The 23,882-nt window shown below is 67.1% G+C and carries 25 protein-coding genes and 1 tRNA gene; 13 read left to right on the top strand and 13 right to left on the bottom strand.

All coding sequences use genetic code 11. The annotated features are described in order from the left end of the window. Positions 1-82 precede the first annotated feature (82 nt). Complete coding sequence (locus RAN53_RS05575; protein ID WP_305795831.1) at positions 83-1,162, top strand: AI-2E family transporter; 1,080 nt, start codon at positions 83-85, stop codon at positions 1,160-1,162. Next, positions 1,159-1,860, top strand: coding sequence for a DnaA regulatory inactivator Hda (gene hda, locus RAN53_RS05570; RefSeq protein WP_305795830.1), 702 nt, complete (start codon positions 1,159-1,161; stop codon positions 1,858-1,860). Before RAN53_RS05575 ends, hda begins: the two co-directional genes overlap by 4 nt. 3 nt (positions 1,861-1,863) lie before the next feature. Here the strand turns inward: hda and ehuB are convergent, their stop codons facing one another. From ehuB to RAN53_RS05555, 3 genes are all read right to left on the bottom strand, one after another. Beyond that, positions 1,864-2,736, bottom strand: a complete 873-nt coding sequence (gene ehuB / locus RAN53_RS05565) for an ectoine/hydroxyectoine ABC transporter substrate-binding protein EhuB (RefSeq protein ID WP_305795829.1) — start codon at positions 2,734-2,736, stop codon at positions 1,864-1,866. A 157-nt stretch (positions 2,737-2,893) separates the two neighbouring features. Next, positions 2,894-3,445 carry a carboxypeptidase-like regulatory domain-containing protein gene (locus RAN53_RS05560; protein WP_305795828.1) on the bottom strand — a complete coding sequence of 184 codons (552 nt, stop codon included), beginning with the start codon at positions 3,443-3,445 and terminating at the stop codon, positions 2,894-2,896. Between the two features lie 174 nt (positions 3,446-3,619). Then, positions 3,620-3,997, bottom strand: a complete 378-nt coding sequence (locus tag RAN53_RS05555; RefSeq protein ID WP_414842962.1) for a phasin family protein — start codon at positions 3,995-3,997, stop codon at positions 3,620-3,622. A gap of 195 nt (positions 3,998-4,192) precedes the next feature. On the opposite strand from RAN53_RS05555, the gene RAN53_RS05550 reads away from it, so the two are divergent. Next, a complete protein-coding gene (locus RAN53_RS05550; RefSeq protein WP_305795826.1) occupies positions 4,193-5,572 on the top strand; it encodes a class II fumarate hydratase in 1,380 nt (459 codons plus the stop codon). A 17-nt stretch (positions 5,573-5,589) separates the two neighbouring features. On the opposite strand, the gene RAN53_RS05545 is transcribed toward RAN53_RS05550, so the two are convergent. From RAN53_RS05545 to phnD, 5 genes are all read right to left on the bottom strand, one after another. Further along, positions 5,590-6,654, bottom strand: a complete 1,065-nt coding sequence (locus RAN53_RS05545; RefSeq protein WP_305795825.1) for an endonuclease/exonuclease/phosphatase family protein — start codon at positions 6,652-6,654, stop codon at positions 5,590-5,592. A gap of 92 nt (positions 6,655-6,746) precedes the next feature. Further along, positions 6,747-7,556: a phosphonate ABC transporter, permease protein PhnE gene (gene phnE, locus RAN53_RS05540; protein WP_305795824.1), complete on the bottom strand. Its 810-nt coding sequence runs from the start codon at positions 7,554-7,556 to the stop codon at positions 6,747-6,749. Beyond that, positions 7,550-8,365: a phosphonate ABC transporter, permease protein PhnE gene (gene phnE, locus RAN53_RS05535; RefSeq protein ID WP_305795823.1), complete on the bottom strand. Its 816-nt coding sequence runs from the start codon at positions 8,363-8,365 to the stop codon at positions 7,550-7,552. The genes phnE (RAN53_RS05540) and phnE (RAN53_RS05535) overlap by 7 nt, the downstream gene beginning before the upstream one ends. Beyond that, positions 8,352-9,167 (bottom strand): phosphonate ABC transporter ATP-binding protein, encoded by an 816-nt coding sequence (phnC, locus tag RAN53_RS05530; protein ID WP_305795822.1) that lies wholly within the window; start codon positions 9,165-9,167, stop codon positions 8,352-8,354. Before phnC ends, phnE (RAN53_RS05535) begins: the two co-directional genes overlap by 14 nt. A gap of 83 nt (positions 9,168-9,250) precedes the next feature. Further along, positions 9,251-10,255: a phosphate/phosphite/phosphonate ABC transporter substrate-binding protein gene (phnD, locus tag RAN53_RS05525; protein ID WP_305795821.1), complete on the bottom strand. Its 1,005-nt coding sequence runs from the start codon at positions 10,253-10,255 to the stop codon at positions 9,251-9,253. Positions 10,256-10,366: 111 nt separating this feature from the next. On the opposite strand from phnD, the gene RAN53_RS05520 reads away from it, so the two are divergent. Continuing rightward, a complete protein-coding gene (locus RAN53_RS05520) occupies positions 10,367-10,963 on the top strand; it encodes a histidine phosphatase family protein (RefSeq protein ID WP_305795820.1) in 597 nt (198 codons plus the stop codon). Here RAN53_RS05520 and glpD read toward each other — a convergent pair. Continuing rightward, positions 10,941-12,455, bottom strand: a complete 1,515-nt coding sequence (glpD, locus tag RAN53_RS05515; RefSeq protein WP_305795819.1) for a glycerol-3-phosphate dehydrogenase — start codon at positions 12,453-12,455, stop codon at positions 10,941-10,943. The two genes, RAN53_RS05520 and glpD, sit on opposite strands and share 23 nt — an antisense overlap. Positions 12,456-12,678: 223 nt before the next feature. Between glpD and glpK the strand changes: the two genes are divergently transcribed. Both glpK and RAN53_RS05505 read left to right on the top strand, forming a co-directional pair. Next, the gene (gene glpK / locus RAN53_RS05510; RefSeq protein WP_305795818.1) at positions 12,679-14,163 is read left to right on the top strand and encodes a glycerol kinase GlpK; all 1,485 of its coding nucleotides are present in this window, start codon (positions 12,679-12,681) and stop codon (positions 14,161-14,163) included. Between the two features lie 124 nt (positions 14,164-14,287). Next, positions 14,288-14,364: transfer RNA gene (locus tag RAN53_RS05505), tRNA-Val, on the top strand. A gap of 43 nt (positions 14,365-14,407) precedes the next feature. On the opposite strand, the gene RAN53_RS05500 is transcribed toward RAN53_RS05505, so the two are convergent. From RAN53_RS05500 to RAN53_RS05485, 4 genes are all read right to left on the bottom strand, one after another. Beyond that, positions 14,408-14,881 carry a GAF domain-containing protein gene (locus RAN53_RS05500; RefSeq protein WP_305795817.1) on the bottom strand — a complete coding sequence of 158 codons (474 nt, stop codon included), beginning with the start codon at positions 14,879-14,881 and terminating at the stop codon, positions 14,408-14,410. An 83-nt stretch (positions 14,882-14,964) separates the two neighbouring features. Next, on the bottom strand, positions 14,965-15,753 hold the full coding sequence (locus RAN53_RS05495; RefSeq protein ID WP_305795816.1) for a MetQ/NlpA family ABC transporter substrate-binding protein: 789 nt from the start codon (positions 15,751-15,753) through the stop codon (positions 14,965-14,967). Between the two features lie 92 nt (positions 15,754-15,845). Next, on the bottom strand, positions 15,846-16,499 hold the full coding sequence (locus RAN53_RS05490; protein ID WP_305795815.1) for a methionine ABC transporter permease: 654 nt from the start codon (positions 16,497-16,499) through the stop codon (positions 15,846-15,848). Further along, positions 16,480-17,541 (bottom strand): methionine ABC transporter ATP-binding protein, encoded by a 1,062-nt coding sequence (locus RAN53_RS05485; protein WP_305795814.1) that lies wholly within the window; start codon positions 17,539-17,541, stop codon positions 16,480-16,482. Before RAN53_RS05485 ends, RAN53_RS05490 begins: the two co-directional genes overlap by 20 nt. A 384-nt stretch (positions 17,542-17,925) precedes the next feature. On the opposite strand from RAN53_RS05485, the gene RAN53_RS05480 reads away from it, so the two are divergent. The 7 genes from RAN53_RS05480 (at position 17,926) to RAN53_RS05450 (ending at position 23,835) form a co-directional block, all read left to right on the top strand. Further along, positions 17,926-18,555: a riboflavin synthase subunit alpha gene (locus RAN53_RS05480; RefSeq protein ID WP_305795813.1), complete on the top strand. Its 630-nt coding sequence runs from the start codon at positions 17,926-17,928 to the stop codon at positions 18,553-18,555. A 147-nt stretch (positions 18,556-18,702) separates the two neighbouring features. Then, positions 18,703-20,007 (top strand): NCS2 family permease, encoded by a 1,305-nt coding sequence (locus RAN53_RS05475; RefSeq protein WP_305795812.1) that lies wholly within the window; start codon positions 18,703-18,705, stop codon positions 20,005-20,007. Positions 20,008-20,029: 22 nt separating this feature from the next. Beyond that, positions 20,030-20,575, top strand: coding sequence for an adenine phosphoribosyltransferase (locus tag RAN53_RS05470; protein WP_161432323.1), 546 nt, complete (start codon positions 20,030-20,032; stop codon positions 20,573-20,575). Positions 20,576-20,579: 4 nt separating this feature from the next. Beyond that, the gene (gene gpt / locus RAN53_RS05465) at positions 20,580-21,059 is read left to right on the top strand and encodes a xanthine phosphoribosyltransferase (protein WP_305795811.1); all 480 of its coding nucleotides are present in this window, start codon (positions 20,580-20,582) and stop codon (positions 21,057-21,059) included. Positions 21,060-21,075: 16 nt separating this feature from the next. Continuing rightward, a complete protein-coding gene (gene ung, locus RAN53_RS05460) occupies positions 21,076-21,774 on the top strand; it encodes a uracil-DNA glycosylase (RefSeq protein ID WP_305795810.1) in 699 nt (232 codons plus the stop codon). Between the two features lie 118 nt (positions 21,775-21,892). After that, positions 21,893-22,522, top strand: a complete 630-nt coding sequence (upp, locus tag RAN53_RS05455; protein WP_305795809.1) for a uracil phosphoribosyltransferase — start codon at positions 21,893-21,895, stop codon at positions 22,520-22,522. 68 nt (positions 22,523-22,590) lie between these two features. Continuing rightward, entirely contained in the window at positions 22,591-23,835 is a 1,245-nt protein-coding gene (locus RAN53_RS05450) for a uracil-xanthine permease family protein (RefSeq protein ID WP_305795808.1), read from the top strand. Positions 23,836-23,882 lie beyond the last annotated feature (47 nt).

Raw genomic sequence — 23,882 nt, 5'->3', positions numbered from 1 at the left:
GGTAGGCAAGTCAGGGGCTGAATTGTAGCATCACGGCGAACGGCTGGCAGCCCGTCGGCGGTCGCGGGACAAGGAGGTAATAATGCACAGACAGTGGTGGGTCGCGGCCGGGGTGGCGGCGCTGGCGCTGTGGTTCTTCATCAGCATCGAGCCGGTGCTGATGCCGTTCTTCGTCAGCATGGTGCTGGCCTATCTGGGTGACCCCCTGGCCGACCGCCTGGAGGCGCGGGGCCTGTCTCGCCGACTCTCGGTGTCGCTGGTGTTCCTGCTGCTGACGCTGGTCATCGTGATCTCCCTGCTGCTGGTGGTGCCGGTGCTGGGTCGCCAGCTCGCCCAGCTGGTGGAGTCGCTGCCGGCGATGCTCAACTGGGTGCAGCAGACGGTGGTACCCAAGGTACAGTCGTTGACCGGCATGGACCTCTCCACCGATATCGATGCCCTGCGCCAGGCGGTGGTGGACAACTGGAAGGAGACCGGCACCTTCGCCGCTACTCTGCTCTCCCAGGTGTCGCGCTCGGGGCTGGCGCTGGTCGGCTGGATCGGCAACCTGGCGTTGATCCCGGTGGTCACCTTCTACCTGTTGCTGGATTGGGACATCATCGTCGCCAAGGTGCGCGACTGGCTGCCGCGGCGCTGGGAAGATACCGTGATCCGCCTGGCCGGCCAGTGTGACGAGGTGCTCTCGGCCTTCCTGCGCGGCCAGCTGATCGTGATGCTGTGCCTGGGCATCATCTACGCCATCGGCCTCACCCTGCTGGGGGTGCGGTTCGGCCTGCTGATCGGCCTGCTCTCGGGGCTGGCCAGCATCGTGCCCTACCTGGGGGTGATCGTCGGCATCAGCGTGGCCGGCCTGGTGGCCTTCTTCCAGAACGGCGAGTGGTGGCTGCTGCCGGGGGTGGCGGCGGTGTTCGGCTTCGGTCAGGTGGTGGAGAGCGTGGTGCTGCAGCCCAAGCTGCTGGGCGACAAGATCGGCCTGCACCCGGTGGCGGTGATCTTCGCGGTACTCGCCGGCGGCAACCTGTTCGGCTTCACCGGGGTGCTGCTGGCGCTGCCGGCGGCAGCGGTGATCATGGTACTCTTGCGTGAACTCAACGCCCGCTACAAGAACAGTGCCTTGTACGACGAGACGCTCAACCGAAGCCACGACGAGGAGTCGACATGAGCCGTGCGCCCGCACAGTTGCCCCTGGGCGTCGGGCTGCGTGACGATGCCACCTTCGTCAACTTTCACCCTGGCCCCAACGCCGCCCTGGTTGACCGCCTGACTCACCAGCTCGAGCCCGCGGGCGAGCCCTTTCTCTTCCTCTGGGGGGCGCCGGGAGTGGGGCGCAGCCATCTGCTCCAGGCCGCCTGCCATGCGGCCTCGGATCGCGATATGCGTGCCCTCTATCTGCCGCTGGAGGAACTCGGCCACTTTCCCCCGCTGATGCTCGAGGATATCGAGCGCCTGGACCTGGTGGCCATCGATGATCTGGACCGGGTGGTGGGGCGACCCCGCTGGGAGGAGGCGCTGTTTCACGCCTTCAACCGCCTGCGCGATGCCGGCAAGCGGCTGGTGGTAGCCGCCGAGGCGCCACCGCGTCAACTGCCAGTGAAGCTTCCCGACCTCGCCTCGCGCCTCTCCTGGGGGGTGACCTTCCACGTCCAGGGCCTGGACGACAGTGGGCGCCTGGCCGCCCTGCAGTTGCGCGCCCGGGGGCGTGGCATGCAGCTCGGCGACGAGGTGGCGCGCTATATCCTGCACCGCGGGCCGCGACGGCTCGATGAACTGTTCCGCCTGCTGGAGGAGCTCGACCGTGCCTCGCTCTCTGCCCAGCGCAAGCTGACCATCCCCTTCGTCAAGCAGGCGCTGGGCTGGTAGCGATCACTGCCGGCCGCACAGCCACTCGGTATCGAAACGGAAGGCGTTGAGGATGTCATCCTGGGTGAAGCCGTAACCGATCAGGGTCTCTTCCCAGGCCCCGGTGTTGCGATAGTCGCGCAACGCCTCGTTGAAGGCATCGCGTAGCGACTCGGCGTCGGGGGGGAAGGCGAACCCGCCCCAGCTGCGTACCATTTCCCCCTCCACCTCGGGGTCAACGAAGTTTTGGGCGACCTCCACCCGGATATCCTGCTCGGCAAGCTGGCTGACCGTCAGGCCTGTACCGGCATAGGCATCTGCATCACCGCCGAGAATCGTGTCGACGGCCTGGGCGTTGGTGTCGATCACGACCAGCCGATCTTCCGGCACGCCCATGGCGGAGAGGATGTCGACCTGGGTCGCCCCCGCGAGCACCGCGACGCGGATGTCATCGCGTGCGGCAAAATGGTCGTAGGCATTGATCTCGTGGGGGTTGGCCGCTTGTACCAGCAGTCCTTCGCCATAGGAGGTGTTGGGCTCCGAGAAGAGGGCCCGTTTACAGCGCTCGGGGCGAATGGCCATCTCCGCCGCGGCCATGTCGAACTCTCCCTGCTCGAGCCCCGGAATCAGATCCTCGAAATCGACGACCTGCCACTCGATCCGTTCGATACCCAGCCGTTCGAGCAGCGGGCGGGCCACGTCGGGGCCGGCACCGCGACCCTCGCCCTCCGCATCCAGATAGCCGTAGGGCTCTTCGTCCGCTACCGCCACTCGAATATGGCCGCGTTCGCGCAGTTCCTCGAGGCTGGCGGCGGCGACGGCGCCGGGCAAGGTCGCCAAGGTGGCGAACAGTGCGATGCCCAGGCTGCCGACGGTGGTGGGGGTTGTCCTCTCCATGTGAATCCTCCTGTGACAGCAAACGAGCCCCGTGGGTCGCAGTAGCTGCTTCCAGCCTAGGAGGATGTCGGAGTTAATGCTAACCGGATCTGTATCGCGCCTGTCGGCCCACGGCATTGGGCGGTCGCCATGCCGTGGCATATCCCGTGGCACCCCGTCAGCGGCTGAGGTCGACCTCGCGTTGCTGTCCGTTGCCCAGCGAGACCTGACGGATCACCACCCGGGGTTCGCCGGTGATCGGGTCCGGGCCTGCTCCCGAGACATAGAACTCCCCGGCGGGCAGGCCGGTGACCCGGAAGTAGCCGCTGCCATCGGTGCGCGTGGTATGGGTATACTCCCGCGCCCTGGGGTCGGCGGGCTCCACGGCGACCCCGGCCAGTGCCTTCTCGGCGGCCTCGGCGGAGTAGCGGGTCACCGGCGCCACCGAGACGCCGGCATTGGGCACCGCGCGGCCACTCAGCGTCAGGCGCCCGCTGACTGCCGCACTGCCGTGCTTCTCGAGCCGGGCATACTCGTCTTCGGGAAAGGCGACCTCCCGGGTGGCGCGGGAGGGAGTGGCGTCGCGCCCTGTTTCGCGAGTCTCCTGCGGGTCGTCACGCTGGGTCTCGCCGCGCTCGATGACCTCGATGCGTTCGGTGGGGGCGGGGGGAACGACCTCGCAGCCGGCCAGCGCCAGCGCCACCAGGACGACGGGAAAGTAGCGTTTCATGATTGATCCCTATCCGGTTGAATGTCTGCAGGCGCCCCGTGCCTGGGCCAAGGGTAGCGTAAAGCCGGGGTAAAGGGGATGCGGGACAAACGAAAACCGCCGCCCTGCGAGGGGCGGCGGTTCCGGGCTCTTCCGAGGGGGAGAGCGGGGCGCCGGAGCGCCCCTGGGTCAAGCTTACTGGGCGGCCTTGGTGGCGGTCGCCTGGGCCTGCTTGACGTTGTCCTCGGTGAGCTTCTGGCTCTGCTGGACGAAGTCCTGCTGCAGGGAGACGACCTTCTCGGCGTCGCCCTTCATGCGCTCGGCGAGGTCCTTGGCGACCTTCTGCTGGCCTTCCATGTAGGCGCGCATGCCTTCGGCATCCTTGACGCTCATCAGGGTGCGCAGCTGCGCCAGGCCGGTGTCGGTGTAGGCCTTGGTGGCGTCGAGCTGGGCGTGGGCCAGCTTCTCGCTGTAGTCCACTGCCAGGCTGGCGTAGGCGCGTGCCGGGGCGAAGAAGATGGACTCGACTTGCTTGGTGTCGAAGGCCTTGGTGTCAAAGTTAAAGGCGTTCATCATGGTGGAACCTCCTGGTTTCACTGGGTGTCGGGGAGCAATGTCTGCTCTGTTGCAACGCACAATAGCAGAGCGACTTGTGCAGTGCAACATCGATGTCGTTCATCGTTTCGGGTAGCCGCGGGTCTTGTCGAATGCCCCAGGCGGCACCATGGTGAGGGTAAGAGATCCACTGTCGACACGAGGAGCCAGGCGATGAGTGCGACACGCAACGAACGTGACAGCATGGGCGAGCTGGAGGTCCCGGCGGACGCCCTCTACGGCGCGCAGACCCAGCGTGCCGTCAACAACTTTCCGGTCTCGGGCCAGGCGATGCCGACGCCGTTCATCCACGCCATCGCGCGCATCAAGCTCGCCGCGGCGCGCGTCAATGCCGAGCTCGGGCTACTCGACGGCCAGCGTGCCGAGGCGATCCTCGCCGCCGCCGAGGCGGTGATTCGCGGTGAGCATGATGACCACTTCCCGGTGGATGTCTTCCAGACCGGGTCCGGCACCTCCAGCAACATGAACGTCAACGAGGTGCTGGCGAACCTGGCCAGTCGCGAGGGGCTGGAGGTCGGGCCCAATGATCACGTCAACATGGGGCAGTCGAGCAACGACGTGATCCCCACCGCCATTCATGTCGCCGCGGCGCTGGAGGTGACCAACCGCCTGCGCCCGGCCCTGGTGCACCTGCGCGAGACCATCGACAGGCGCGCCGCCGAGCTCGACGGCGTGGTCAAGACCGGCCGCACCCACCTGATGGATGCCATGCCGCTGCGCATGAGCCAGGAGCTGGGCGGCTGGTCGAGCCAGGTGGGGCAGGCCATCGAGCGCCTGGACAGCGCCCTGGTGCGACTCTGCCGCCTGGCGCAGGGCGGTACGGCGGTGGGCACCGGTATCAATGCCCACCCCGAGTTCGCCGAGCGCGTGGCCGCCCGGCTCTCCGAACAGAGTGGGCTTGTGTTCACCCCCAACGACAGCTTCTTTGCCAGTCTCGCCTCCCAGGATGCGGCGGTGGAACTCTCCGGGCAGCTCAGGGGCCTGGCCTGCGTGGTGATGAAGATCGCCAACGACCTGCGCTGGATGAACTCCGGGCCCCTGGCGGGGCTGGGCGAGATCGAGCTCGAGGCCCTGCAGCCCGGCAGCTCGATCATGCCGGGCAAGGTCAACCCGGTGATTCCGGAATCCGCCGCTCAGGCCGCCGCCCAGGTGATCGGGCTGGATACGGCCGTCACCGTGGCCGGTCAGAGCGGCAACTTCCAACTCAACGTGATGCTGCCGCTGGTGGCCCACAACCTGCTGACCTCGATCACCCTGATGACCAACACCACGCGGCTGCTGGCCGATCGCGCCATTGCCACCTTCAAGGTGCGCCACGATCACCTCGAGGGGCCGCTGGCGCGTAACCCTATCCTGGTCACGGCACTGAACGCGGTGATCGGCTACGACGCCGCGGCGGCCATTGCCAAGCATGCCTACCAGGCCGGGCGGCCGATCATCGAGGTGGCCGAGGAGCAGACCGAGCTCTCCCGCGCGGAGCTCGAGCGGCTCCTCGATCCTGCTGCCCTGACGCGAGGTGGCGTGCCCGAATAGCGCTCAGTCAGGCGCGTTCACGCAGGCTGGTCGCGCTCCTTGCCCTCCTCGATGGTCTCCCGGGCATCGTGGTGTTCCTCCCCGTCGGCCTCGGGCGTGTCGTGCTCGTCGGCGCGGGCGGGGCGGTAGCAGAGGGTGACCAGCATCGGGAAGTGGTCCGACCCGATGTGCGGCAGTCTCTGCATGCTCTTGAGGGTGAAGTGCTCGCTGGTAAAGACGTGGTCCAGGGGCCAGCGCAGCAGCGGATAGCTGGCGTGGAAGGTGCTGACCATGCCGCGGCCACGGCGCGGGTCGAGCATGCCACTGACACGGCAGAACAGGCGCGTGGTGCGCGACCAGGCCACGTCGTTGAGATCCCCCGCCACCAGCGTTGGCTCCGGGTCGTCGTGGATCGCCTTGCCCACCAACAGCAGTTCGGCGTCGCGCCATAGCGACTCCTCGCTCTCGTTGGGCGCCGGGGGACGGGGATGCACGGCATGCAGGCGGACGGTGTCGCCGCTGGGGAGGGTGACGCCGGTATGGATCGAGGGGATGTCGTCCTGTATCAACCACTGGACCTCGGGGTCGACCAGCGGCAGGCGCGAATAGAGATGCATGCCGTAGAGGTTGTCCAGCGGCACCCGCACCGCCTGGGGCCACCCCTCGGCGAGGGCGGCATCGAGTTGCGCCTGCCACCAGGCATCGGATTCCAGGGTCAGGACCAGGTCGGGCCGGTGCGCATGGATCAGCCGGGTCAGTGCCTCGGCGTTGCGATTGGGGGTGAGCACATTGGCCACCAGCAGCGTCAGGCAGCGATCCTCGAGGCCTGGCGCCGCGGCCTTCACCTGCACCGGCCACAGCGGCGTCCAAGGCAGGATGCGGGCCACCTGCAGGACGAGAGTGACGAGGCTCGCTCCCAGGGCCAGCCACGACCAGGGCGGGCTGACCAGCAGGGCAAGCAAGGCAGTCAGCGCGGCCAGGGCGGCGAGCTGCAGGCGAGGAAACTCGCAGGCACGGATCCACCACCAGGTCAGTGGCGATCGCGCCACCAGGGTGGCCGCCAGCAGCACGCTGGCAACCACCGCAAGCAAGATGGAAAACACGACATGACCCCCCTGTGGTCTCGGTGACGTCCCGCTCTCAGCCTACGCCGGACGTCACCGGTCGTGAATGTCGGGTCGTGACTCTCTAGAGCCTATAGCGCCTGGCGGCGCAGCAGGCCGGTGATCGCCTCGCCGATCAGCACCAGCACGATGATGGCGATCAGGATGGTAGCCACCGTCTGCCAGGCGAAGGTGTCGATGGAGCCCTGCAGGATCACGCCGATGCCACCGGCCCCGACCAGCCCCAGCACCGTGGACTCGCGGATGTTGATGTCCCAGCGCAGGATGACGATGGCGAAGAAGGCCGGCATCACCTGGGGCACGACGGCATAGGCGATCACCTTCGCCTTGGAGGCGCCGGTCGCCTCCATGGCCTCCACCGGGCGACGGTCGATCTCCTCGATGGCCTCGCCCATCAGCTTGCCGATGAAGCCCACCGAGCGGAACATGATGGCGAGTATCCCGGCCAGCACACCGGGGCCGAAGATCGCCACGAACAGCAGCGCCCAGATGATGGTGTTCACCGAGCGGCTCGAGACCAGGATGAAGCGCCCCAGCCACAGGCAGGCGCGGTTGGGGGTGGTGTTCTGGGCGGCGATGTAGGAGACCGGCAGGGCGATGAAGATGGTCAGCAGGGTGGCCAGCGTGGCGATGTGTACCGTCTCGAGCATGGCATCGACGATCTCGCCGAGGCGGCTCGGGTCCGGCGGCCACATGCGCGCGCCGAGGCTCGAGATCTGATTGGGCGCATCCCACACCCAGGGCCAGAAGATGTCGATGTCGCGCACCGCCCAGACCACCAGCATCAGCGTGACCAGCATCACGCCGTAGCGGATAAGCTGTTCCCTGGGGTTGTGGCGTCGCCAGATGCGCTCGGCCAGCAGGTCGGCATCCTTCACCATATCTTCTTCCTTACCCAGCCGCTGACGCCTTCGCTGACCAGGATCACGCCGATGATCACCAGCAGGATGGCGAAGGCGAAGTCATAGTCATAGCGCCCGAAGGCATTCATCAGGGTGCTGCCGATGCCCCCCGCCCCGACGATACCCACCACCGCGGAGGCGCGCAGGTTGCTGTCGAGCTGGTACATGGAGAGGCCCACCTGACGCGGCAGGATCTGGGGGAAGACCGCATAGTAGAGCGTGGCCAGATAGCCGGCCCCGGTGGCCCGCATGGCCTCGACCTGTCCCCAGTCGATCTCCTCGATCTCCTCGGCGAGCAGCTTGCCGACGAAGCCGATGGAGTAGAGCGTCAGGGTCAGGATGCCCGCCAGGGGGCCGAAGCCCACCGCGGCCACGAACAGGATGGCAACGATCACCGGATGGAAACTGCGCGAGACGATGATCACCGCGCGGCCCAGCAGGTAGACGGGTAAGGGCGCGACATTGCGCGCCGCCATCACCGCGAAGGGAATCGACAGCAGGACCCCGAGCAGGGTGGCCAGGATGGCGATCTGCAGGCTCTCGGTGAAGCCGGTCAGCAGCAGGTCGAAGCGCGAGAAGCTCGGCGGAAAGCCGCCGCCGAAGATGCGTGCCGCCCGGGGCAGCCCTTCGCCGATGCGCTCCCAGTTGAAGGGCAGGCTGGCGAGTGCCCAGACCAGATACACCGCGACCACCGCCAGCAGCCCATAGCGCAGCAGGGGGTTGGCGATGAAGGGGGGCTTGCGCCAGGTGCGTGGTGATGTCGCCCCGCCGGTCTCAGTTCGGGTCATGGTGAACCTCCCGGTCACTGGCGCCGCGTCCGGCCGGCGGGGTAGCGGTCTCGTCCTCGGGCGATTCGATGCCGCCATAGATGGCGTCCAGGGCCTCCTGGTCGAAATCGGCGGGGGCGCCATCGAAGATCATGGTGCCGTGGCGCAGCCCGACGATGCGGTCGGTGTAGGCCCTGGCCTGGGCCACGTTGTGGATATTGATCAGCACCGGCAGCGACAGCTCGCTTGCCAGGCTCTGCAACAGCACCATGATCTGTTCCGAGGTGCGCGGATCGAGCGACGCCGTGGGCTCGTCGGCCAGCAGCACCTCCGGTTCCTGCATCAAGGCGCGCACCACGCCGACTCGCTGGCGCTCGCCACCGGAAAGTTCATCGGCACGCTTGTTGGCATAGTGGGCGATACCCACCCGCTCCATCAGCACGAAGGCGCGCTCGATATCCGCCGCCGGATAGCGGCGGGTGATGGCCTGGAAGAGGCTGACGTAGCCGAGCCGGCCGGCCAGCACGTTCTCCATCACGGTGAGGCGATCGATCAGGTTGAAGCCCTGGAAGACCATGCCGATCTTGCGGCGGGCGCGCCGCAGCTCGCCGTGTCGAAGGTGGACGAGTTCGGTGCCGTTGAGCTTGATCGAGCCGGAGGTGGGTTCCACCAGGCGGTTGATGCAGCGCAGCAGGGTGCTCTTGCCGGCGCCCGAGGCACCGACGATGGCCACCACGCTGTTGTCCTCGACGGCGAGATCGAGCCCCTTGAGCACGGGCTCGTCATGACCGTAGCGCTTGATCAGGTCGGATATCTCTAGCATCGGCGGGTCCAGGCAGTCGAAGGTCGACCAGACAGCGACGCCGGCCTTTACCGCTAAGGCCGGCGTCGTGCTGGCGGATGGCCTTACTCGAGGTTGTCGGGGGTATATTCGACCCCGTTGGCACTCTGGATGGTGCGGATGACCTTCCAGTTGTCCTGATAGTTGATGGGGATGAACTTCTCGACACCCTCGAACTCTTCGCCGAGCTCGGTGCCGGCGAACTCGAAGCTGAAGAACGCCTCCTCGATCTTGTCGACCAGGTCGGGATGCAGGTTGTGGGCGTAGTTGTAGGAAGTGGTCGGGAAGCTGTCGGACTCGTAGAGGATCTTGACGTCTTCCGGATCATAGAGGCCGCGGGCGGCCATGCGCTCGACGACCTCGGAGGCCACCGGGGCGGCATCGTAGTCCTGTGCCACGACCCCCAGCATGGATTGGTCATGGCTGCCCGAGTAGACCACCTCGTAGTCCTCGCCGGGGACGATGCCCTCTTCCGGGAACAGGGCGCGCGGCGCCTGGTTGCCGGAGTTGGAGGTGGGCGAGGTATGGGCGACGCGCTTGCCCTTGAGGTCCTCCATCTCGTCGATGCCGGAATCGACGTGGGTATAGAGCTGCAGGGTGTAACCGAAGCGTCCATCATCCGAGCCCATCAGGGCGAAGGGGACGGCACCGGCCAGGTTGACGGCGAAGGGCGTCGGGCCGGTGGAGAAGCCGGCGATATGCAGGCGGCCGCTGCGCATCGCCTCGACCTGAGCCGAGTTGGACTGCACGGCGAAGAAGCGCACGTCGCGGCCGGTCACGTCCTCGAGGTGGTCGATGAACGGCTGCCAGATGTCGGAGTAGATGGCCGGATCCTCGACCGGTGTGTAGGCGAAGATCAGGGTGTCGGGGTCAACCCACTTGGATTCATCCGCCGGGCGGTCGGCGACCATGTCGCCGTTCTCGTCGCAATAGATGGCGTCCAGGGCGCCGCGTTCGCACTCCTGCTGAGCCTGCGCCGTACCGGCGCTGAGCAGGGCGAGGGGCAGCAGGGCGGTGAGGGCACGGCAGGCGAGAGGGCGCCCGTGGCGTCCGGCGAGAGGGGTAGGCATGGCGTACCTCGCGTTTGTTGTTATCGTTGCGTTATGTTCGGTTATCGACACGCATGAGCGGCGATGGTTATTTCCGAATTGCCTCATCAATTTAGGGTCGGCGCCAACACCATGTCAAACTCCCTCTCCCTCGCCTCTCGCCCCCTGCACAATGCCTATCTGCTGATGCGACACGGTCACAGCGAGGCCAATCTGGCGGGCATTATCGTCAGTACCCCGGCGCGTGGACTCGACGGCTTCGGCCTCTCGACGCAGGGGCGCGACCAGCTGGCCGCCGTGCTGGCCGAGTGGCGCTGGGCTCCGCCGCATCGCGTGGTGCACTCGGACTTCCTGCGCACCACCGAGACGGCCGAGCGCATCGCGCGCCGCTTCGGGCTGGACGCCGAGGCGGAGCCGCGCCTGCGGGAGCGTCACTTCGGTGATCTCGAGGGGGAGGGGGACGCACGCTATGCCGAGGTCTGGGCACGGGACGCCCGCGACCCCACCCACCGGCACGCCGGCGTCGAGCCGGTGGTGGAGGTGGCCGCGCGGATGACGGCGGTGATCGAGGCGCTGGAGCGGGCCCATGTCGGCGAGACGCTGCTGCTGGTCAGCCACGGCGACCCGCTGCAGATCCTGCTCACCGCCCTGGCAGGCCGCGAACTGACCCGGCACCGTGACCGGGAGCCGCTGGCGCCGGCCAGCATCACGCCATTGCGGGGGCCCTGAGGTCGCAGCGTTCGGCGAGGTAGTCGGAGAGACGCCGGCGCTCGCCCGGGGTGACGCGCATGTCGAGCTTGGTGCGCCGCCACAGGATGTCCTCGGCCGTGCGCGCCCACTCCTGCGCCACCAGGTAGCCGACCTCGGCGGCGGTGAGCCCGGCGCCGAAGGCCTCGCCCAGGTCCGCCTCACGACGCGCATCGGCGAGGAACTCTCGGCACAGGCTGCCGTAGGTGCGCGCGAAACGGGCCGCCCGCGCCTCCCCCAGCCAGGGGTAGGCGCCAAGCAGCTGGGCGCGAAGGGCGGCCTGGCTCTCGATGTCGCCCCCCGGCAGCGGGGTGTGCTCGGTCCAGGCGGGGCCCATGGCGGGCAGGTGCGGGGCGAGGCGTGTAAGCGCGGCCTCGGCCAGCTTGCGATAGGTGGTGATCTTGCCGCCGAACACCGACAGCAGGGGCGCGCCCCGGGTATCCAGATCGAGGGTGTAGTCGCGGGTCATCGCCGCGGGGTCGGTGGACTCGTCGTCGCATAGCGGCCGCACGCCGGAGAAGGTGCGCAGCACGTCGCCGCGGTCGAGTCGGCGACGGAAGTGGGCGTTGACCACCTCGAGCAGGTAGTCGATCTCCTCCGCGCTCGCCTCGACCCGCGACGGGTCACCCGCGTAGCGCCGGTCGGTGGTGCCGATCAGGCTGAAATCCTGCTCCCAGGGCAGCACGAAGACGATGCGCCCATCGTGATGCTGCAGGATATAGGCGCGCGGCTCCGCGTGGAGGCGCGGCACGATCAGGTGGCTGCCCTGGATCATGCGCACCGCGTAGCGCGGCGTGCGCCCCGTCCGCTCGCGCACCACCTCCTCGACCCAGGGGCCCGCGGCGTTGACCAGGGTGCGCGCCCGGCGCGTGACGCGCACGCCGTCGTGGCGCTGCTCCAGGGTAAGCTCCCACAGGCCGTCCACCTCGCGTGCCGCGATGCAGCGGGTGCCCACCAGGATCTCGGCGCCGCCGTCGTGGGCCTGGCGCGCGTTGAGCACCACCAGGCGGGCGTCGTCGACCCAGCAGTCCGAGTACTCGAAGCCGCACCGGATGTCGTCCACCAGCGGGGAGTCGGTGCCGAAGCGCAGCCCGCGGGTGCCGGGGAGCGTCCGGCGCCCGCCGAGGTGGTCGTAGAGGAAGAGCCCGGTACGCAGCAGCCAGGCCGTGCGCAGAGGGGGGCGATGGGGCAGGACGAAGCGCAACGGCCAGATGATGTGGGGCGCCTTGGCGAGCAGCACCTCGCGCTCGCGCAGCGCCTCGCGCACCAGGCGGAACTCGCGGTGCTCGAGATAGCGCAGGCCGCCGTGGATCAGCTTGCTGCTGGCCGAGGAGGTGGCGCCGGCCAGGTCGCCCTGTTCGCAGAGGCTAACGGTGAGGCCGCGGCCGGCGGCATCGTTGGCGATGCCGGTGCCGTTGATGCCGCCGCCGATCACGAACAGGTCGAAGGGGCGAGCTTCGGCTTCTTGGGCCATCCTGATCTCCGACGTCTGTGCGAGTGAAGAATCACACGTTCTATTGTGAACCCATGGAGTTCACAATAGAACATCGAGGGCCGCGCCGAGGGGTTGCGGTGGAACCTGGAGTGGTCCGCGGCCAGGTAGACAGGCGCGTCTTGCCGCGACCATGATCGTAGGGATTTCCGCACAGGGTGCCTTAGCCTGGCCCGCTGGAAACGAATCTGCCGTAGGAGCCTGCATGGCCGACTATCTGCTCGCTATTGACCAGGGCACCACCAGCTCCCGCGCCATCCTCTTCGATCGCGAGGGCCAGGCCGTGGCCACGGCGCAGCGCGAATTCCCGCAGCACTTTCCCCACGATGGCTGGATCGAGCATGAGCCCGAGGAGATCTGGGAGTCCGTGCTCACCACCTGCCGCGAGGTGCTCGCCGAGAGCGGCGTGGCGCCCGAGGCGATCGCCGGGGTGGGCATCACCAACCAGCGTGAGACGACACTGCTGTGGGATCGCGCCACCGGGGAGTCACTTCACAACGCCATCGTCTGGCAGGATCGTCGCACCGACGAGGCCTGCCGCACGCTGCGCGGGGCGGGCCACCTGGAGGATGTCCAGGCGCGTACGGGATTGCTGATCGACCCCTACTTCTCGGCCACCAAGCTGGCCTGGCTGCTGGACAATGTCGAGGGGGCCCGGGCGCGGGCCGAGCGGGGGGAGCTGGCCTTCGGCACCGTGGACAGCTTCCTGATCTGGCGGCTGACCGGGGGGCGGGTACATGCCACCGACGCCACCAATGCCTCGCGCACCGCCCTGTTCAATATCCATGAGCAGTGCTGGGACGAGACGCTGCTGGCGCTGTTCGACATTCCGGCGAGCCTGCTGCCGGAGGTCAAGGACTCCAGCGACGACTTCGGCCGCGTCGATGCCCGCTGGCTGGGGGGCGAGCTGCCCATCGCCGGGGTGGCGGGGGACCAGCAGGCCGCGCTGGTCGGCCAGGCCTGCTTCGCGCCGGGCATGGGCAAGAGCACCTACGGCACCGGCTGCTTCATGATCGTCAACACCGGAGAGAGCGCCGAGACCTCCCGCAATCGCCTGCTGACCACGGTGGCCTATCGGCTCGACGGCAAACCCACCTTCGCCATGGAGGGCAGCATCTTCGTGGCCGGGGCCACGGTACAGTGGCTACGTGACGGCCTGCGGCTGTTCGCCGACGCCGCCGAGACCGAGGCCCTGGCGCGCCAGACGCGCAGCGGCCATAGTGTCTACCTGGTGCCGGCCTTCACCGGCCTGGGCGCACCGCACTGGGACCCCAAGGCCCGGGGGGCCATCTTCGGCCTGACCCGCGACACCGGCATCGCCGAGATCGTCGCCGCCGGCCTGCAGGCGGTGTGCTACCAGACCCGGGACCTGCAGGTCTGCATGGACGACGACATGTCGGCCACGCCGGGCATCCTCAGGGTCGATGGGGGCATGGTGGCCAACAACTGGGTGATGCAGTTCCTCGCCGACATGCTGGGTGTCCCGGTGGATCGTCCCACGGTGCTGGAGACCACGGCCCTGGGGGCGGCCTATCTCGCCGGCCTGCGCCTCGGCTGGTACCGCGACCTCGACGAGATTGCCGCGCTGTGGCGCTGCGAGCGGCGCTTCGAGCCGCAGATGGAGGAGGCCGAGCGCGAGCGCCTCTATAGTGGCTGGAAGGAGGCCGTCGAGCGGGTGCGTACCGAGTAGCGTGACGTCGTTCAAGATGCTGATTCGCCGGCATTGGCGGGTGACATCAGGGCTTGCATTCCCGGGGCGGATGGGTAGAATACGCATCCGTTGCCGCGACGAAGTCTTGTCGCAGCGGAGATTCAGGACCATAGCTCAGTTGGTTAGAGCGCCACGTTGACATCGTGGAGGTCGGCGGTTCAAATCCGCCTGGTCCTACCAGATTCCGAATGGCCCCCGCAGCCCTTGCTGCGGGGGCCATTTGTTATGTGCTATCACGGCCGGCGAGGTCGCTGCGCTCGATGAAGGTGGCCACCAGGGCCTCGATGCCCGCGCGGTCCGCGTCGGTGAAGCGTCCCTGGTGCGGGCTGTCCAGGTCCAGCACGCCCCACAGCCGGTCATTCACCACGATGGGCACCACCAGTTCGGCGCGGGAGGCGGCGTCGCAGGCGATATGGTCGGCCACGGCGTGGACGTCATCCACGCGCTGGGTCTGGCGGCTGCGGGCGGCGGCACCGCACACCCCCTTCGAGAAGGGGATGGGGTGGCAGGCGGGTTTGCCCTGGAAGGGGCCCAGGGAGAGCAACTCGGGCTGGCGCTGCAGATAGAACCCGACCCAGTTGAGGTCGGGGACCTGCTGCATGATCAACGCGCAGGTCTGGGCGCTGTTGGTCAGCCAGTCGCGGGTATCGAGCAGGGCCTCGAGCTGGCGGGACAGCAGGGGATAGTCCGGTGTCATCACGGCTCCTTTAACGAAAGGGGCCGGCACAGTGGCCGGCCCCGAACTCATGATTTTCTAGATAGCTGAAGAGGGAAATTCACTCACTTCCAGCCGGGCACTGCCTGGGCCCCGAACAGCTCCTCGGCCTTGGCCTCGACCTCCTCGGTCTGGTAGGCCTTGACCAGCTGCTGGATCGCTTCGCGCTCTTCGTCACCGCCGCGTACCGCGATTAGATTGACGTAGGGCGACTCGGGGCCCTCCTTGATCAGGGCGTCATCCAGGGTCAGGCCGGCGGGCTGAGCGAAGGTGTTGTTGATGAAGGCCAGGTCGACGTCGGGCAGCACCCGCGGGAGCTGGGCGGCCTCGATCTCGCGAAACTCGAAGTCACGCGGGTTGGCGGCGATGTCCAGCGGCGTGGCTTCCAGGTTCTCGGGGTCGGTAAGCTCCAGCATGCCGAGGTTGTGCATCAGGATCAGCGCACGGCCCTCGTTGGAGGGGTCGTTGGGCAGGGCGATGGTGGCCCCGTCCGGCAGCGCCTCGATGCTGTCGTACTTCTCGGAGTAGGCGCCGATCGGATAGACGAAGGTGTAGCCTGCGATGGCGAAGTCGTAGCCGCGATCCTCGACCATGGAGCGCATGTAGGGCTCGTGCTGGTAGGCGTTGGCGTCGAGGCTGCCGTCGGCCAGTGCGGCATTGGGTGTCACGTAGTCGGTGAACTCGATGATCTCCACCTCGAGACCGTATTCGCGCTCGGCGATCTCGGCGGCCACTTCCATGACCTGGGTCTCGGGACCGGCCACGGTGCCGACCTTGATGGCGTGATCGTCGGCCAGGGCGCTGCCCAGGGGCAGGGTGGAGGCCAGCAGGGTGGCGAGCAGTGTCTTGCGCATGGAATCGCTCCTTCTGTTGTGTCGTTACGATACTAAAGGAATAACTGCTGTAATTTTAATAGTATTTTGATATCGATAGAGGCCCGGCTCGGCTACTTGTGGTCGCTCTTTCTTACCAGGTAATCCCCCAGGCTCTGGAAGCCCTGCACCATGACCACCAGGATGGCCACGGTGATCAGCATGATGGTGGGGTTGAAGCGATTGTAGCCGTAGCGGATGCCGAGGTCGCCCAGGCCGCCGCCGCCCACGGCGCCGGCCATGGCCGAGTAGCTCACCAGGGTGACGATGGTCACGGTGAGCGCGGTGAAGATGCCGCCGCGGGCCTCGGGCAGCAGCACCTTGAGGATGATCTGCCAGGGCGTGGCCCCCATGGACTGAGCGGCCTCCACCAGCCCCGGGTTGATCTCGTTGAGCGCCCCCTCGACGAGGCGGGCGATGAAGGGGATGGCGGCGATGGTCAGCGGCACGGCGGCGGCATTGGTGCCGATGGAGGTGCCCACCAGCATCCGCGTGAAGGGGATGATCGCCACCATCAGGATGATGAAGGGGATCGAGCGACCGATATTGGTGACGATCCCCAGCACGCCGCTGAGCACCGGCTGGGCCAGCACCTGGCCCGGGCGGGTGACATACAGCAGCACCCCCAACGGGATGCCCACCAGGGCAGAGATCACCCCGGAGATGGCCACCATGTAGAGGGTGTCGAGGGTCGCCTCGAGGATCAGTTCAAGCATCGCGCTGGACATGGCCGAGCACCTCCACCTGCAGGTCGTGGGATTCGAGATAGTCGAGGGCCTCGCGGGTCTTCTCGGCGGGCCCCATCAGTTCGGCGATCATCAGGCCCAGGGTGCGTTCCTGGATCGACTCCACCTTGGCCTGCAGGATGCTGACGTCGACGCCGCACTCCCTGGCCAGGCGCGACACCAGCGGCGCGGCCACGGCGTCGCCGCGGAAGGCCAGGCGCACCACCGGGTGGGTGTTGTGGCCTGGGGCCTCCTCGAGCCGCTCGATCAGTGCCCGGGGCGGCTCCAGCTTGAGGAAGTCGTTGAGGAACTCGCGGCCCAGTCGCGTCTTGGGGGCGGTGAAGAAGTCGCCCACGTCGGCCTCCTCCACCAGCTCGCCGTCGGAGATCAGGCTCACACGGTGGCAGATCGACTTGACCACCTCCATCTCGTGGGTGATCAGCAGGATGGTCAGGCCGAGCTTGTGGTTGATGTCGCGCAGCAGGGCGAGGATCGAGCCGGTGGTCTGGGGGTCGAGCGCCGAGGTGGCCTCGTCGCACAGCAACACCTTGGGGCGGCTGGCGAGTGCCCGGGCGATGGCCACGCGCTGCTTCTGGCCGCCGGAGAGCTGGGCCGGATACTGGCTCGCCTTGTCGGCCAGTCCCACCAGCTCCAGCAGCGGGGTGATCCGGCTGCGGATCTCGGCGCGAGGCATGCCCATCAGCTCCAGGGGCAGGGCCACATTGGCGAAGACCGTGCGGTTGGTGAGCAGGTTGAAATGCTGGAAGATCATGCCCATGCCGTGGCGCGCCTGGTTCAGCGCCTGGCGCGACAGGCCGGTGAGTTCGCGGCCGTCCACGGTGACGGTGCCGGTAGTGGGGCGCTCGAGCAGGTTGACGCAGCGGATCAGGGTCGATTTGCCGGCCCCGGAGAGGCCGATCACGCCATGGATCTGGCCCGCGGGCACGTGGAAGTCGACGTGCTTGAGCGCCGGCACCGTCCTGGCGATGCCGCCCTGTCGGCCCTTGAGCACATAGGTCTTGGAAACGTTGTCGAGTCGGATCATGGATGCCACCGCTGTGGGCGCCGAGGCGGGCGGTGCAGGGCAGGGGCCAAAAAAAGGCCACCCTTGCGGGTGGCCATCAACGCTGGACACACCCTTTTAGCTGCACTTCACGCCATGACGAGTCATGTCGCGGGCGCCCGCAAGCCGGGTTCAAATCGGCGCCATTCAATGTAGCCGGCAAGGATAGGGGCAGGCCATGGGTCTGTCAATCACGCCGGCGGGCCTCCTGGTCTTGCGCCGTTCAGGCCGAAATATCCTTTGTCGATATCGCGAAATATGGTGGATCTTGTGGTGGCTGGCGGCGATGGACGGGAAGGGACAGAATTCCCTACACTCGTCCATCTTCCCGCCCCGCTGTGGGGCACCCGTAGCCAAGGAGACGCCATGTTCACTGGCATCGTGCAGGGCACCGCCGAGGTGGTGGCCATCCAGGAGGCCGAGGCCTTCCGTACCCATGTCGTCGTGCTGCCCGAGAATCTGGGGGAGGGGCTCGCGATCGGTGCCTCGGTGGCCCATAACGGCGTCTGTCTCACGGTGACCGCCATCGACGGCGAGCGCGTCAGCTTCGACCTGATGCGCGAGACGCTGCGGGTCACCAACCTGGGCGACCTGGCGGTGGGCGGTCGCGTCAATATCGAGCGCGCGGCGCGCTTCGGCGACGAGATCGGCGGGCATGCCATGTCGGGACACGTCATGGCCGTGGCCGAGCTGGTCGAGCTCGACGAGGCGCCCCATAATCGCCGGCTGTGGTTCGAGCTGCCCCATGCCCTGGGTCGCTTCCTGTTCGACAAGGGCTATATCGGCGTCGACGGGGCCAGCCTGACCATCGGCGAGGTGCGCCGCGCCAGCCCCGAGCATGGGCCGCGCTTCTGCGTCGACCTGATTCCCGAGACCCTGCACCGCACCGTCCTGGGCGAGCGTGTGCCCGGCGATCGGGTCAATATCGAGATCGACCCCCAGACCCAGGCCATCGTCGAGACGGTGGAGCGGGTGCTTGCGACCCGTGGCCTCTAGCGTTGGTGGCGGCGGCTGACGCCGCTACCGTCAGCTGCTTAACTTGGCAGACGCTGCCGCCTCGCATCGCCGTGAGGCTTTGGGTACCATGTGCGGCTTTTCCGCACCCAGGATCGCAGCACCGTCCACGCGCCCAGGAACGACACCATGCTGAATCGCCTGATCGAACGTCAATTCAAGCTCTCCGAGCACAAGACCTCCGTCAAGACGGAGGTCATCGCGGGGTTCACCACCTTCCTGACGATGGCCTACATCATCTTCGTCAACCCCAGCATCCTCTCCGAGGCGGGCATGGACTACGGTGCGGTGTTCGTCGCGACCTGCCTGGCCGCGGCACTGGGCTGCCTGGTGATGGGGTTGTGGGCCAATTATCCCATCGCCCAGGCGCCGGGCATGGGGCTCAACGCCTTCTTTACCTACGGCGTGGTGCTGGGCATGGGCTACACCTGGGAGGCGGCACTGGGTGCGGTCTTCTTCTCGGGCCTGACCTTCTTCCTGCTCAGCATCTTCCGTGTTCGCGAGTGGATCATCAACTCGATCCCGCTCTCACTGCGCCTTGGCATCGCCGCGGGTATCGGCCTGTTCCTGGCGATGATCGCCATGAAGAACGCCGGCATCGTGGTCGCCAATCCGGCCACCTATGTCGCGGTGGGCGACCTCTCGGAGCCGTCGGCGCTGTATGCGCTGCTGGGCTTCTTCGTGATCACCGCGCTCTCCTACATGCGGGTCACCGGGGCGGTGATGATCGGTATCCTCGGCATCACCCTGCTGGCCATGCTGCTGGGCCATAACGAGTATGGCGGCCTGATGTCCATGCCGCCCTCCATGGCCCCTACCTTCATGGCCCTGGATCTGGCCGGTGCGCTGGATGTAGCGATGCTCAGCGTGATCTTCGCCTTCCTGTTCGTCGACCTATTCGACACCTCCGGCACCCTGATCGGCGTTGCCCACAAGGGTGGGCTGCTCGACAAGGACGGCAAGCTGCCGCGCATCGGCCGGGCGATGATGGCCGACAGTACCGCTTCCATGGCCGGCGCCGTGCTGGGCACCTCCACCACCACCAGCTACGTGGAATCCACCGCGGGCATCGCCTCGGGCGGGCGCACCGGCCTGACCGCCGTGGTGGTGGCCGTGCTGTTCCTGATCAGCCTGTTCTTCGCGCCGCTGGCGGGCTCCATCCCGGCCTATGCCACCGCCGGTGCGCTGCTCTATGTGGCGGTACTGATGGCCGGCAGCCTGGCCCATGCCAACTGGGAAGACCCCACCGATGCCGCTCCGGTGCTGATCGCCGCCCTGGCCATGCCGCTGACCTTCTCCATCGCCGAGGGAATCGCCCTGGGCTTCATCAGCTTCGTTGCCATAAAGGCGCTCTCCGGCCGCTTCCGTGACCTCAACCCCGCGGTGGTCGTACTGGCGCTGCTGTTCGCCGCCAAGTTCCTGTTCCTCGACTGATCATTCATTACCGGTATCCTCCATGAGCATCTACGGCGACTACATCAAGTCCGTCATCCGCACCGTCCCCGACTGGCCACAGCCGGGGGTCAACTTCCGCGATATCACCCCGTTGCTGCAGAACAGCGCCGCCTTCCGCAAGCTGGTCGACAGCTTCGTGCACCGCTATCAGGAGATGGATATCGACGCCGTGGCGGCCATCGACGCCCGCGGCTTCATCGTCGGCGCACCGCTGGCCTACGAGCTGGGTTGCAGCTTCGTGCCGGTACGCAAGAAGGGCAAGCTGCCGTTTCGCACCATCAGCGAGACCTACACCCTGGAATACGGCGAGGCGGAGGTGGAACTGCACTCCGATGCCTTCAAGGCGGGCGACCGCATCCTGATCGTCGATGATCTGATCGCCACCGGCGGCACCATGCTGGCCGCCGCCAAGCTGATCAGCCGCAGCGGCGGCCAGGTGGTGGAGACCGCCACCATCGTCGACCTGCCGGACCTCGGCGGATCCCAGCGCATCCGCGAGGCCGGCTACGGTGTCTTTGCCGTCTGTTCCTTCACCGAGGACGAGTGATCCCATGAGCAGCAATCGTTATCATCAGCACTTCACCGTCTCCTGGGATCAGCTGCACCGCGACGTGCGCGAGCTCTGCCACCGCCTGGTGGAGCGTGACTTCAAGGGCATCATCGCCATCACCCGCGGCGGGCTGATTCCCGCGGCGCTGATCGCCCGCGAACTCAACGTCCGGTTGATCGACACCGTCTGCATCAGCAGCTACGACCATATGGATCAGGGTGGCCTGGAGGTGATGAAGGGCGTCGATCACGATGGCGACGGCTGGCTGCTGGTGGATGATCTGGTCGATACCGGCAAGACCGCCCGCAAGGTGCGCGAGCTGCTGCCCCGGGCCCACTTCGTGACCGTCTACGCCAAGCCCGAGGGCAAGCCGCTGGTCGACCAGTACCTCACCGAGGTGGCCCAGGACTGCTGGATCCAGTTCCCCTGGGACATGGGCGTGGCCTATGTCGAGCCGCTGGCCGACCAGGTCAAGCGCTGAGGCGAGGAGGACAGGCATGGCCGCACCGCTACCCGCCGATTGGCAGCAGTGGCTCGAGGAGGAGCTTAAGGCCTCCTACATGCAGGCGCTGCGCGATTTCCTGGCCGCCGAGAAGGCCGCCAGGAAGGTGATCTACCCCCACTCCTCGGAGTGGTTTCGCGCCTTCGAGCTCACCCCCCTGGAAAGGGTCAAGGTGGTGATCCTCGGCCAGGATCCCTATCACGGCCCCGGCCAGGCTCATGGGCTCTGCTTCTCGGTGAGGCCCGGGGTGCGCATCCCCCCGTCGCTTGCCAATATCTACAAGGAGCTCGCCGCCGACGTCGGCGTCCAACCCGTGTCCCACGGCAACCTGGAGCACTGGGCGCGCCAGGGGGTGCTGCTGCTCAACGCCTCGCTGACGGTGGAGCAGGGCAACGCCGGCTCCCATCGCGGCCGCGGCTGGGAGGCCTTCACCGACCGCGCCATCGAGACGGTGAGCGAGCATGCCGAGCCCTCGGTGTTCCTGCTCTGGGGCAGCCCGGCACGCAAGAAGAAGGCACTGATCGATACCTCGCGCCACCTGGTGCTGGAGTCGCCGCACCCCTCGCCGCTCTCCGCCCATCGTGGCTTCTTCGGCAACCATCACTTCTCCCGGGCCAATGCCTTCCTCGTCGAGCACGGACGTGAGCCCATCGACTGGCAACTGCCCGAGCAACCGGACGCGAGCGCGCCTTAACCTCAACGCAGGATGCGGGTAGAATGGCGCGCAATTTGTCACCGCGGTCCATGCGACCAAGGTCGACCGGTTCCCGTCGCCCGTAATCCCCCGTCGCACCAGTGAAGAGGTCCCGCCCATGAGCGTCCATGCCATCCAGCACCCCCTGGTCCAGCACAAGCTGGGCCTGATGCGCGAAGCCGGCATCAGCACCAAGAGTTTTCGCGAACTGGCCGGCGAGCTGGCCAAGCTGCTCACCTACGAGGCAACCAGCGACCTGGAGCTCCAGGAGCAGGAGATCGATGGCTGGAGCGGCGAGAAGATTCCGGTCAAGCTGCTCAAGGGCAAGAAGGTCACCATCGTGCCGATCCTGCGCGCCGGCCTGGGCATGCTCGACGGCGTCACCGACCTGATCCCCAGTGCCCGGATCAGCGTGGTGGGCCTCTATCGCGACGAAGAGACCCTCGAGCCGGTGCCGTACTTCGCCAAGTTCGCCAATGATCTCGACGAGCGCATGGCCATCGTCATCGACCCCATGCTGGCCACCGGCGGGACCATGGTGGCGACGCTGGACATGCTGCGCGAACGGGGCTGCAAGCATATGAAGGTCATCGTGCTGGTGGCCGCCCCCGAGGGCATCACGCGGGTGCAGGAGGCCTACCCGGATATCGAGATCTATACCGCCGGCGTGGATGAGCGCCTCGACGAGAACGGCTATATCGTCCCCGGCCTGGGCGATGCGGGCGATAAGATCTTCGGCACGCGCTAACCCCTTGCGAACCTGTCATCACGCCCCTGAGACCTCGCTCCAGGGGCGTTTTCATGGAGACCCGTCTTATGAGTGACTCTTCAACGGCCGTCACGCGACCCGCCGACTCCCTGCCACGCACGCTGCTCACCGGCGTGCAGATGCTGTTCGTCGCCTTCGGCGCCCTGGTGCTGGTGCCGCTGCTCACCGGCCTGGACCCCAGCGTGGCGCTGTTTACCGCCGGTATTGGCACGCTGCTGTTCCACGGGGTGACGCGGCTGACGGTGCCGGTCTTCCTGGCCTCGTCGTTTGCCTTCATCGCGCCGATCCAGGGATCCATCGCCAACTTCGGTGTGTCGGCCACCATGGGCGGGCTGATGGCCGCCGGCCTGGTCTATGTGGCGATCTCCCAGGCCGTTCGCCTCAAGGGCACCGCCTGGCTGCACCGCCTGCTGCCGGCGGTGGTGGTGGGACCGGTGATCATGGTGATCGGCCTGGCCCTGGCGCCGGTGGCGGTGAGCATGGCGACCGGCGAGACCAGCGATCATATCGACTACGGCCCGGCGCTGTTCCTGTCGATGGCAAGCCTGCTGGTGACCCTGGTGCTGGCGGTGTTCGGGCGCGGTATCGTGCGTCTGGTGCCGATCATGGGCGGCATCGTCACCGGCTATGTCCTGGCATTGATCATGGGGCTGGTGGATTTCACGCCGGTGCGCGAGTCGGCCTGGCTGGCCATTCCCGAGTTCACCGCGCCAAGCTTCCATTGGGCGGCGATCCTGTTCATGATCCCGGTGGCCATTGCCCCGGCGGTGGAGCATATCGGTGACATGGTGGCGATCGGCTCGGTGACTCGTCGCAACTACCTGGAGAAGCCCGGCCTGCATCGCACCCTGCTCGGCGATGGCCTGGCCACCACCGCGGCGGCGCTGTTCGGCGGTCCGCCCAACACCACCTATTCCGAGGTGACCGGGGCGGTGACCCTGACCCGCGCCTTCGACCCGCGCATCATGCTGGTGGCGGCCTGCACCGCCATCGTCCTGGCCTTCATCGCCAAGCTGGGAGCGTTCCTGCAGACCATCCCCGGGCCGGTGATGGGGGGGATCATGACGCTGTTGTTCGGCTCCATCGCCGTGGTGGGCATGAACACCCTGGTGCGCGCCGGCCACTCGCTGACCGCGCCGCGCAACCTGGTGGTGATCTCGCTGATCCTGGTGTTCGGCATCGGCGGCATGCAGGTGGGCGGCGGCCAGTTCACCCTGCAGGGGGTGAGCCTGGCCGCGCTGGTGGGCATCGTCCTCAACTGGGTGCTGCCCGGCGCCGAGGAGGACGAGTAGACAGCAGCCAAACAGGCTCGTCGCCGGGCTTTACCGGCGGCAGGCCT

The sequence above is a fragment of the Halomonas sp. SSL-5 genome, from assembly GCF_030708455.1.
Taxonomy (GTDB): domain Bacteria; phylum Pseudomonadota; class Gammaproteobacteria; order Pseudomonadales; family Halomonadaceae; genus Halomonas.
The sequence above is the reverse complement of the archived record's forward strand: the minus strand, read 5'-3'. Positions and strand labels throughout refer to the sequence as shown.

Bases quoted from the DNA above. Each gene is read 5' to 3' on its own strand.
- RAN53_RS05480 (WP_305795813.1), top strand. From the start codon at position 17,926: ATGTTCACTGGCATCGTGCAGGGCACCGCCGAGGTGGTGGCCATCCAG.
- RAN53_RS05490 (WP_305795815.1), bottom strand. From the start codon at position 16,499: ATGTCCAGCGCGATGCTTGAACTGATCCTCGAGGCGACCCTCGACACC.
- ung (WP_305795810.1), top strand. From the start codon at position 21,076: ATGGCCGCACCGCTACCCGCCGATTGGCAGCAGTGGCTCGAGGAGGAG.
- RAN53_RS05560 (WP_305795828.1), bottom strand. From the start codon at position 3,445: ATGAAACGCTACTTTCCCGTCGTCCTGGTGGCGCTGGCGCTGGCCGGC.
- phnE (WP_305795824.1), bottom strand. From the start codon at position 7,556: ATGGTGAAGGATGCCGACCTGCTGGCCGAGCGCATCTGGCGACGCCAC.
- RAN53_RS05575 (WP_305795831.1), top strand. From the start codon at position 83: ATGCACAGACAGTGGTGGGTCGCGGCCGGGGTGGCGGCGCTGGCGCTG.
- phnC (WP_305795822.1), bottom strand. From the start codon at position 9,167: ATGCTAGAGATATCCGACCTGATCAAGCGCTACGGTCATGACGAGCCC.
- RAN53_RS05470 (WP_161432323.1), top strand. From the start codon at position 20,030: ATGAGCATCTACGGCGACTACATCAAGTCCGTCATCCGCACCGTCCCC.
- RAN53_RS05485 (WP_305795814.1), bottom strand. From the start codon at position 17,541: ATGATCCGACTCGACAACGTTTCCAAGACCTATGTGCTCAAGGGCCGA.
- glpK (WP_305795818.1), top strand. From the start codon at position 12,679: ATGGCCGACTATCTGCTCGCTATTGACCAGGGCACCACCAGCTCCCGC.
- RAN53_RS05495 (WP_305795816.1), bottom strand. From the start codon at position 15,753: ATGCGCAAGACACTGCTCGCCACCCTGCTGGCCTCCACCCTGCCCCTG.
- hda (WP_305795830.1), top strand. From the start codon at position 1,159: ATGAGCCGTGCGCCCGCACAGTTGCCCCTGGGCGTCGGGCTGCGTGAC.
- phnD (WP_305795821.1), bottom strand. From the start codon at position 10,255: ATGCCTACCCCTCTCGCCGGACGCCACGGGCGCCCTCTCGCCTGCCGT.
- RAN53_RS05450 (WP_305795808.1), top strand. From the start codon at position 22,591: ATGAGTGACTCTTCAACGGCCGTCACGCGACCCGCCGACTCCCTGCCA.
- upp (WP_305795809.1), top strand. From the start codon at position 21,893: ATGAGCGTCCATGCCATCCAGCACCCCCTGGTCCAGCACAAGCTGGGC.
- gpt (WP_305795811.1), top strand. From the start codon at position 20,580: ATGAGCAGCAATCGTTATCATCAGCACTTCACCGTCTCCTGGGATCAG.
- ehuB (WP_305795829.1), bottom strand. From the start codon at position 2,736: ATGGAGAGGACAACCCCCACCACCGTCGGCAGCCTGGGCATCGCACTG.
- RAN53_RS05520 (WP_305795820.1), top strand. From the start codon at position 10,367: ATGTCAAACTCCCTCTCCCTCGCCTCTCGCCCCCTGCACAATGCCTAT.
- RAN53_RS05550 (WP_305795826.1), top strand. From the start codon at position 4,193: ATGAGTGCGACACGCAACGAACGTGACAGCATGGGCGAGCTGGAGGTC.
- phnE (WP_305795823.1), bottom strand. From the start codon at position 8,365: ATGACCCGAACTGAGACCGGCGGGGCGACATCACCACGCACCTGGCGC.
- RAN53_RS05500 (WP_305795817.1), bottom strand. From the start codon at position 14,881: ATGACACCGGACTATCCCCTGCTGTCCCGCCAGCTCGAGGCCCTGCTC.
- RAN53_RS05475 (WP_305795812.1), top strand. From the start codon at position 18,703: ATGCTGAATCGCCTGATCGAACGTCAATTCAAGCTCTCCGAGCACAAG.
- glpD (WP_305795819.1), bottom strand. From the start codon at position 12,455: ATGGCCCAAGAAGCCGAAGCTCGCCCCTTCGACCTGTTCGTGATCGGC.
- RAN53_RS05555 (WP_414842962.1), bottom strand. From the start codon at position 3,997: ATGAACGCCTTTAACTTTGACACCAAGGCCTTCGACACCAAGCAAGTC.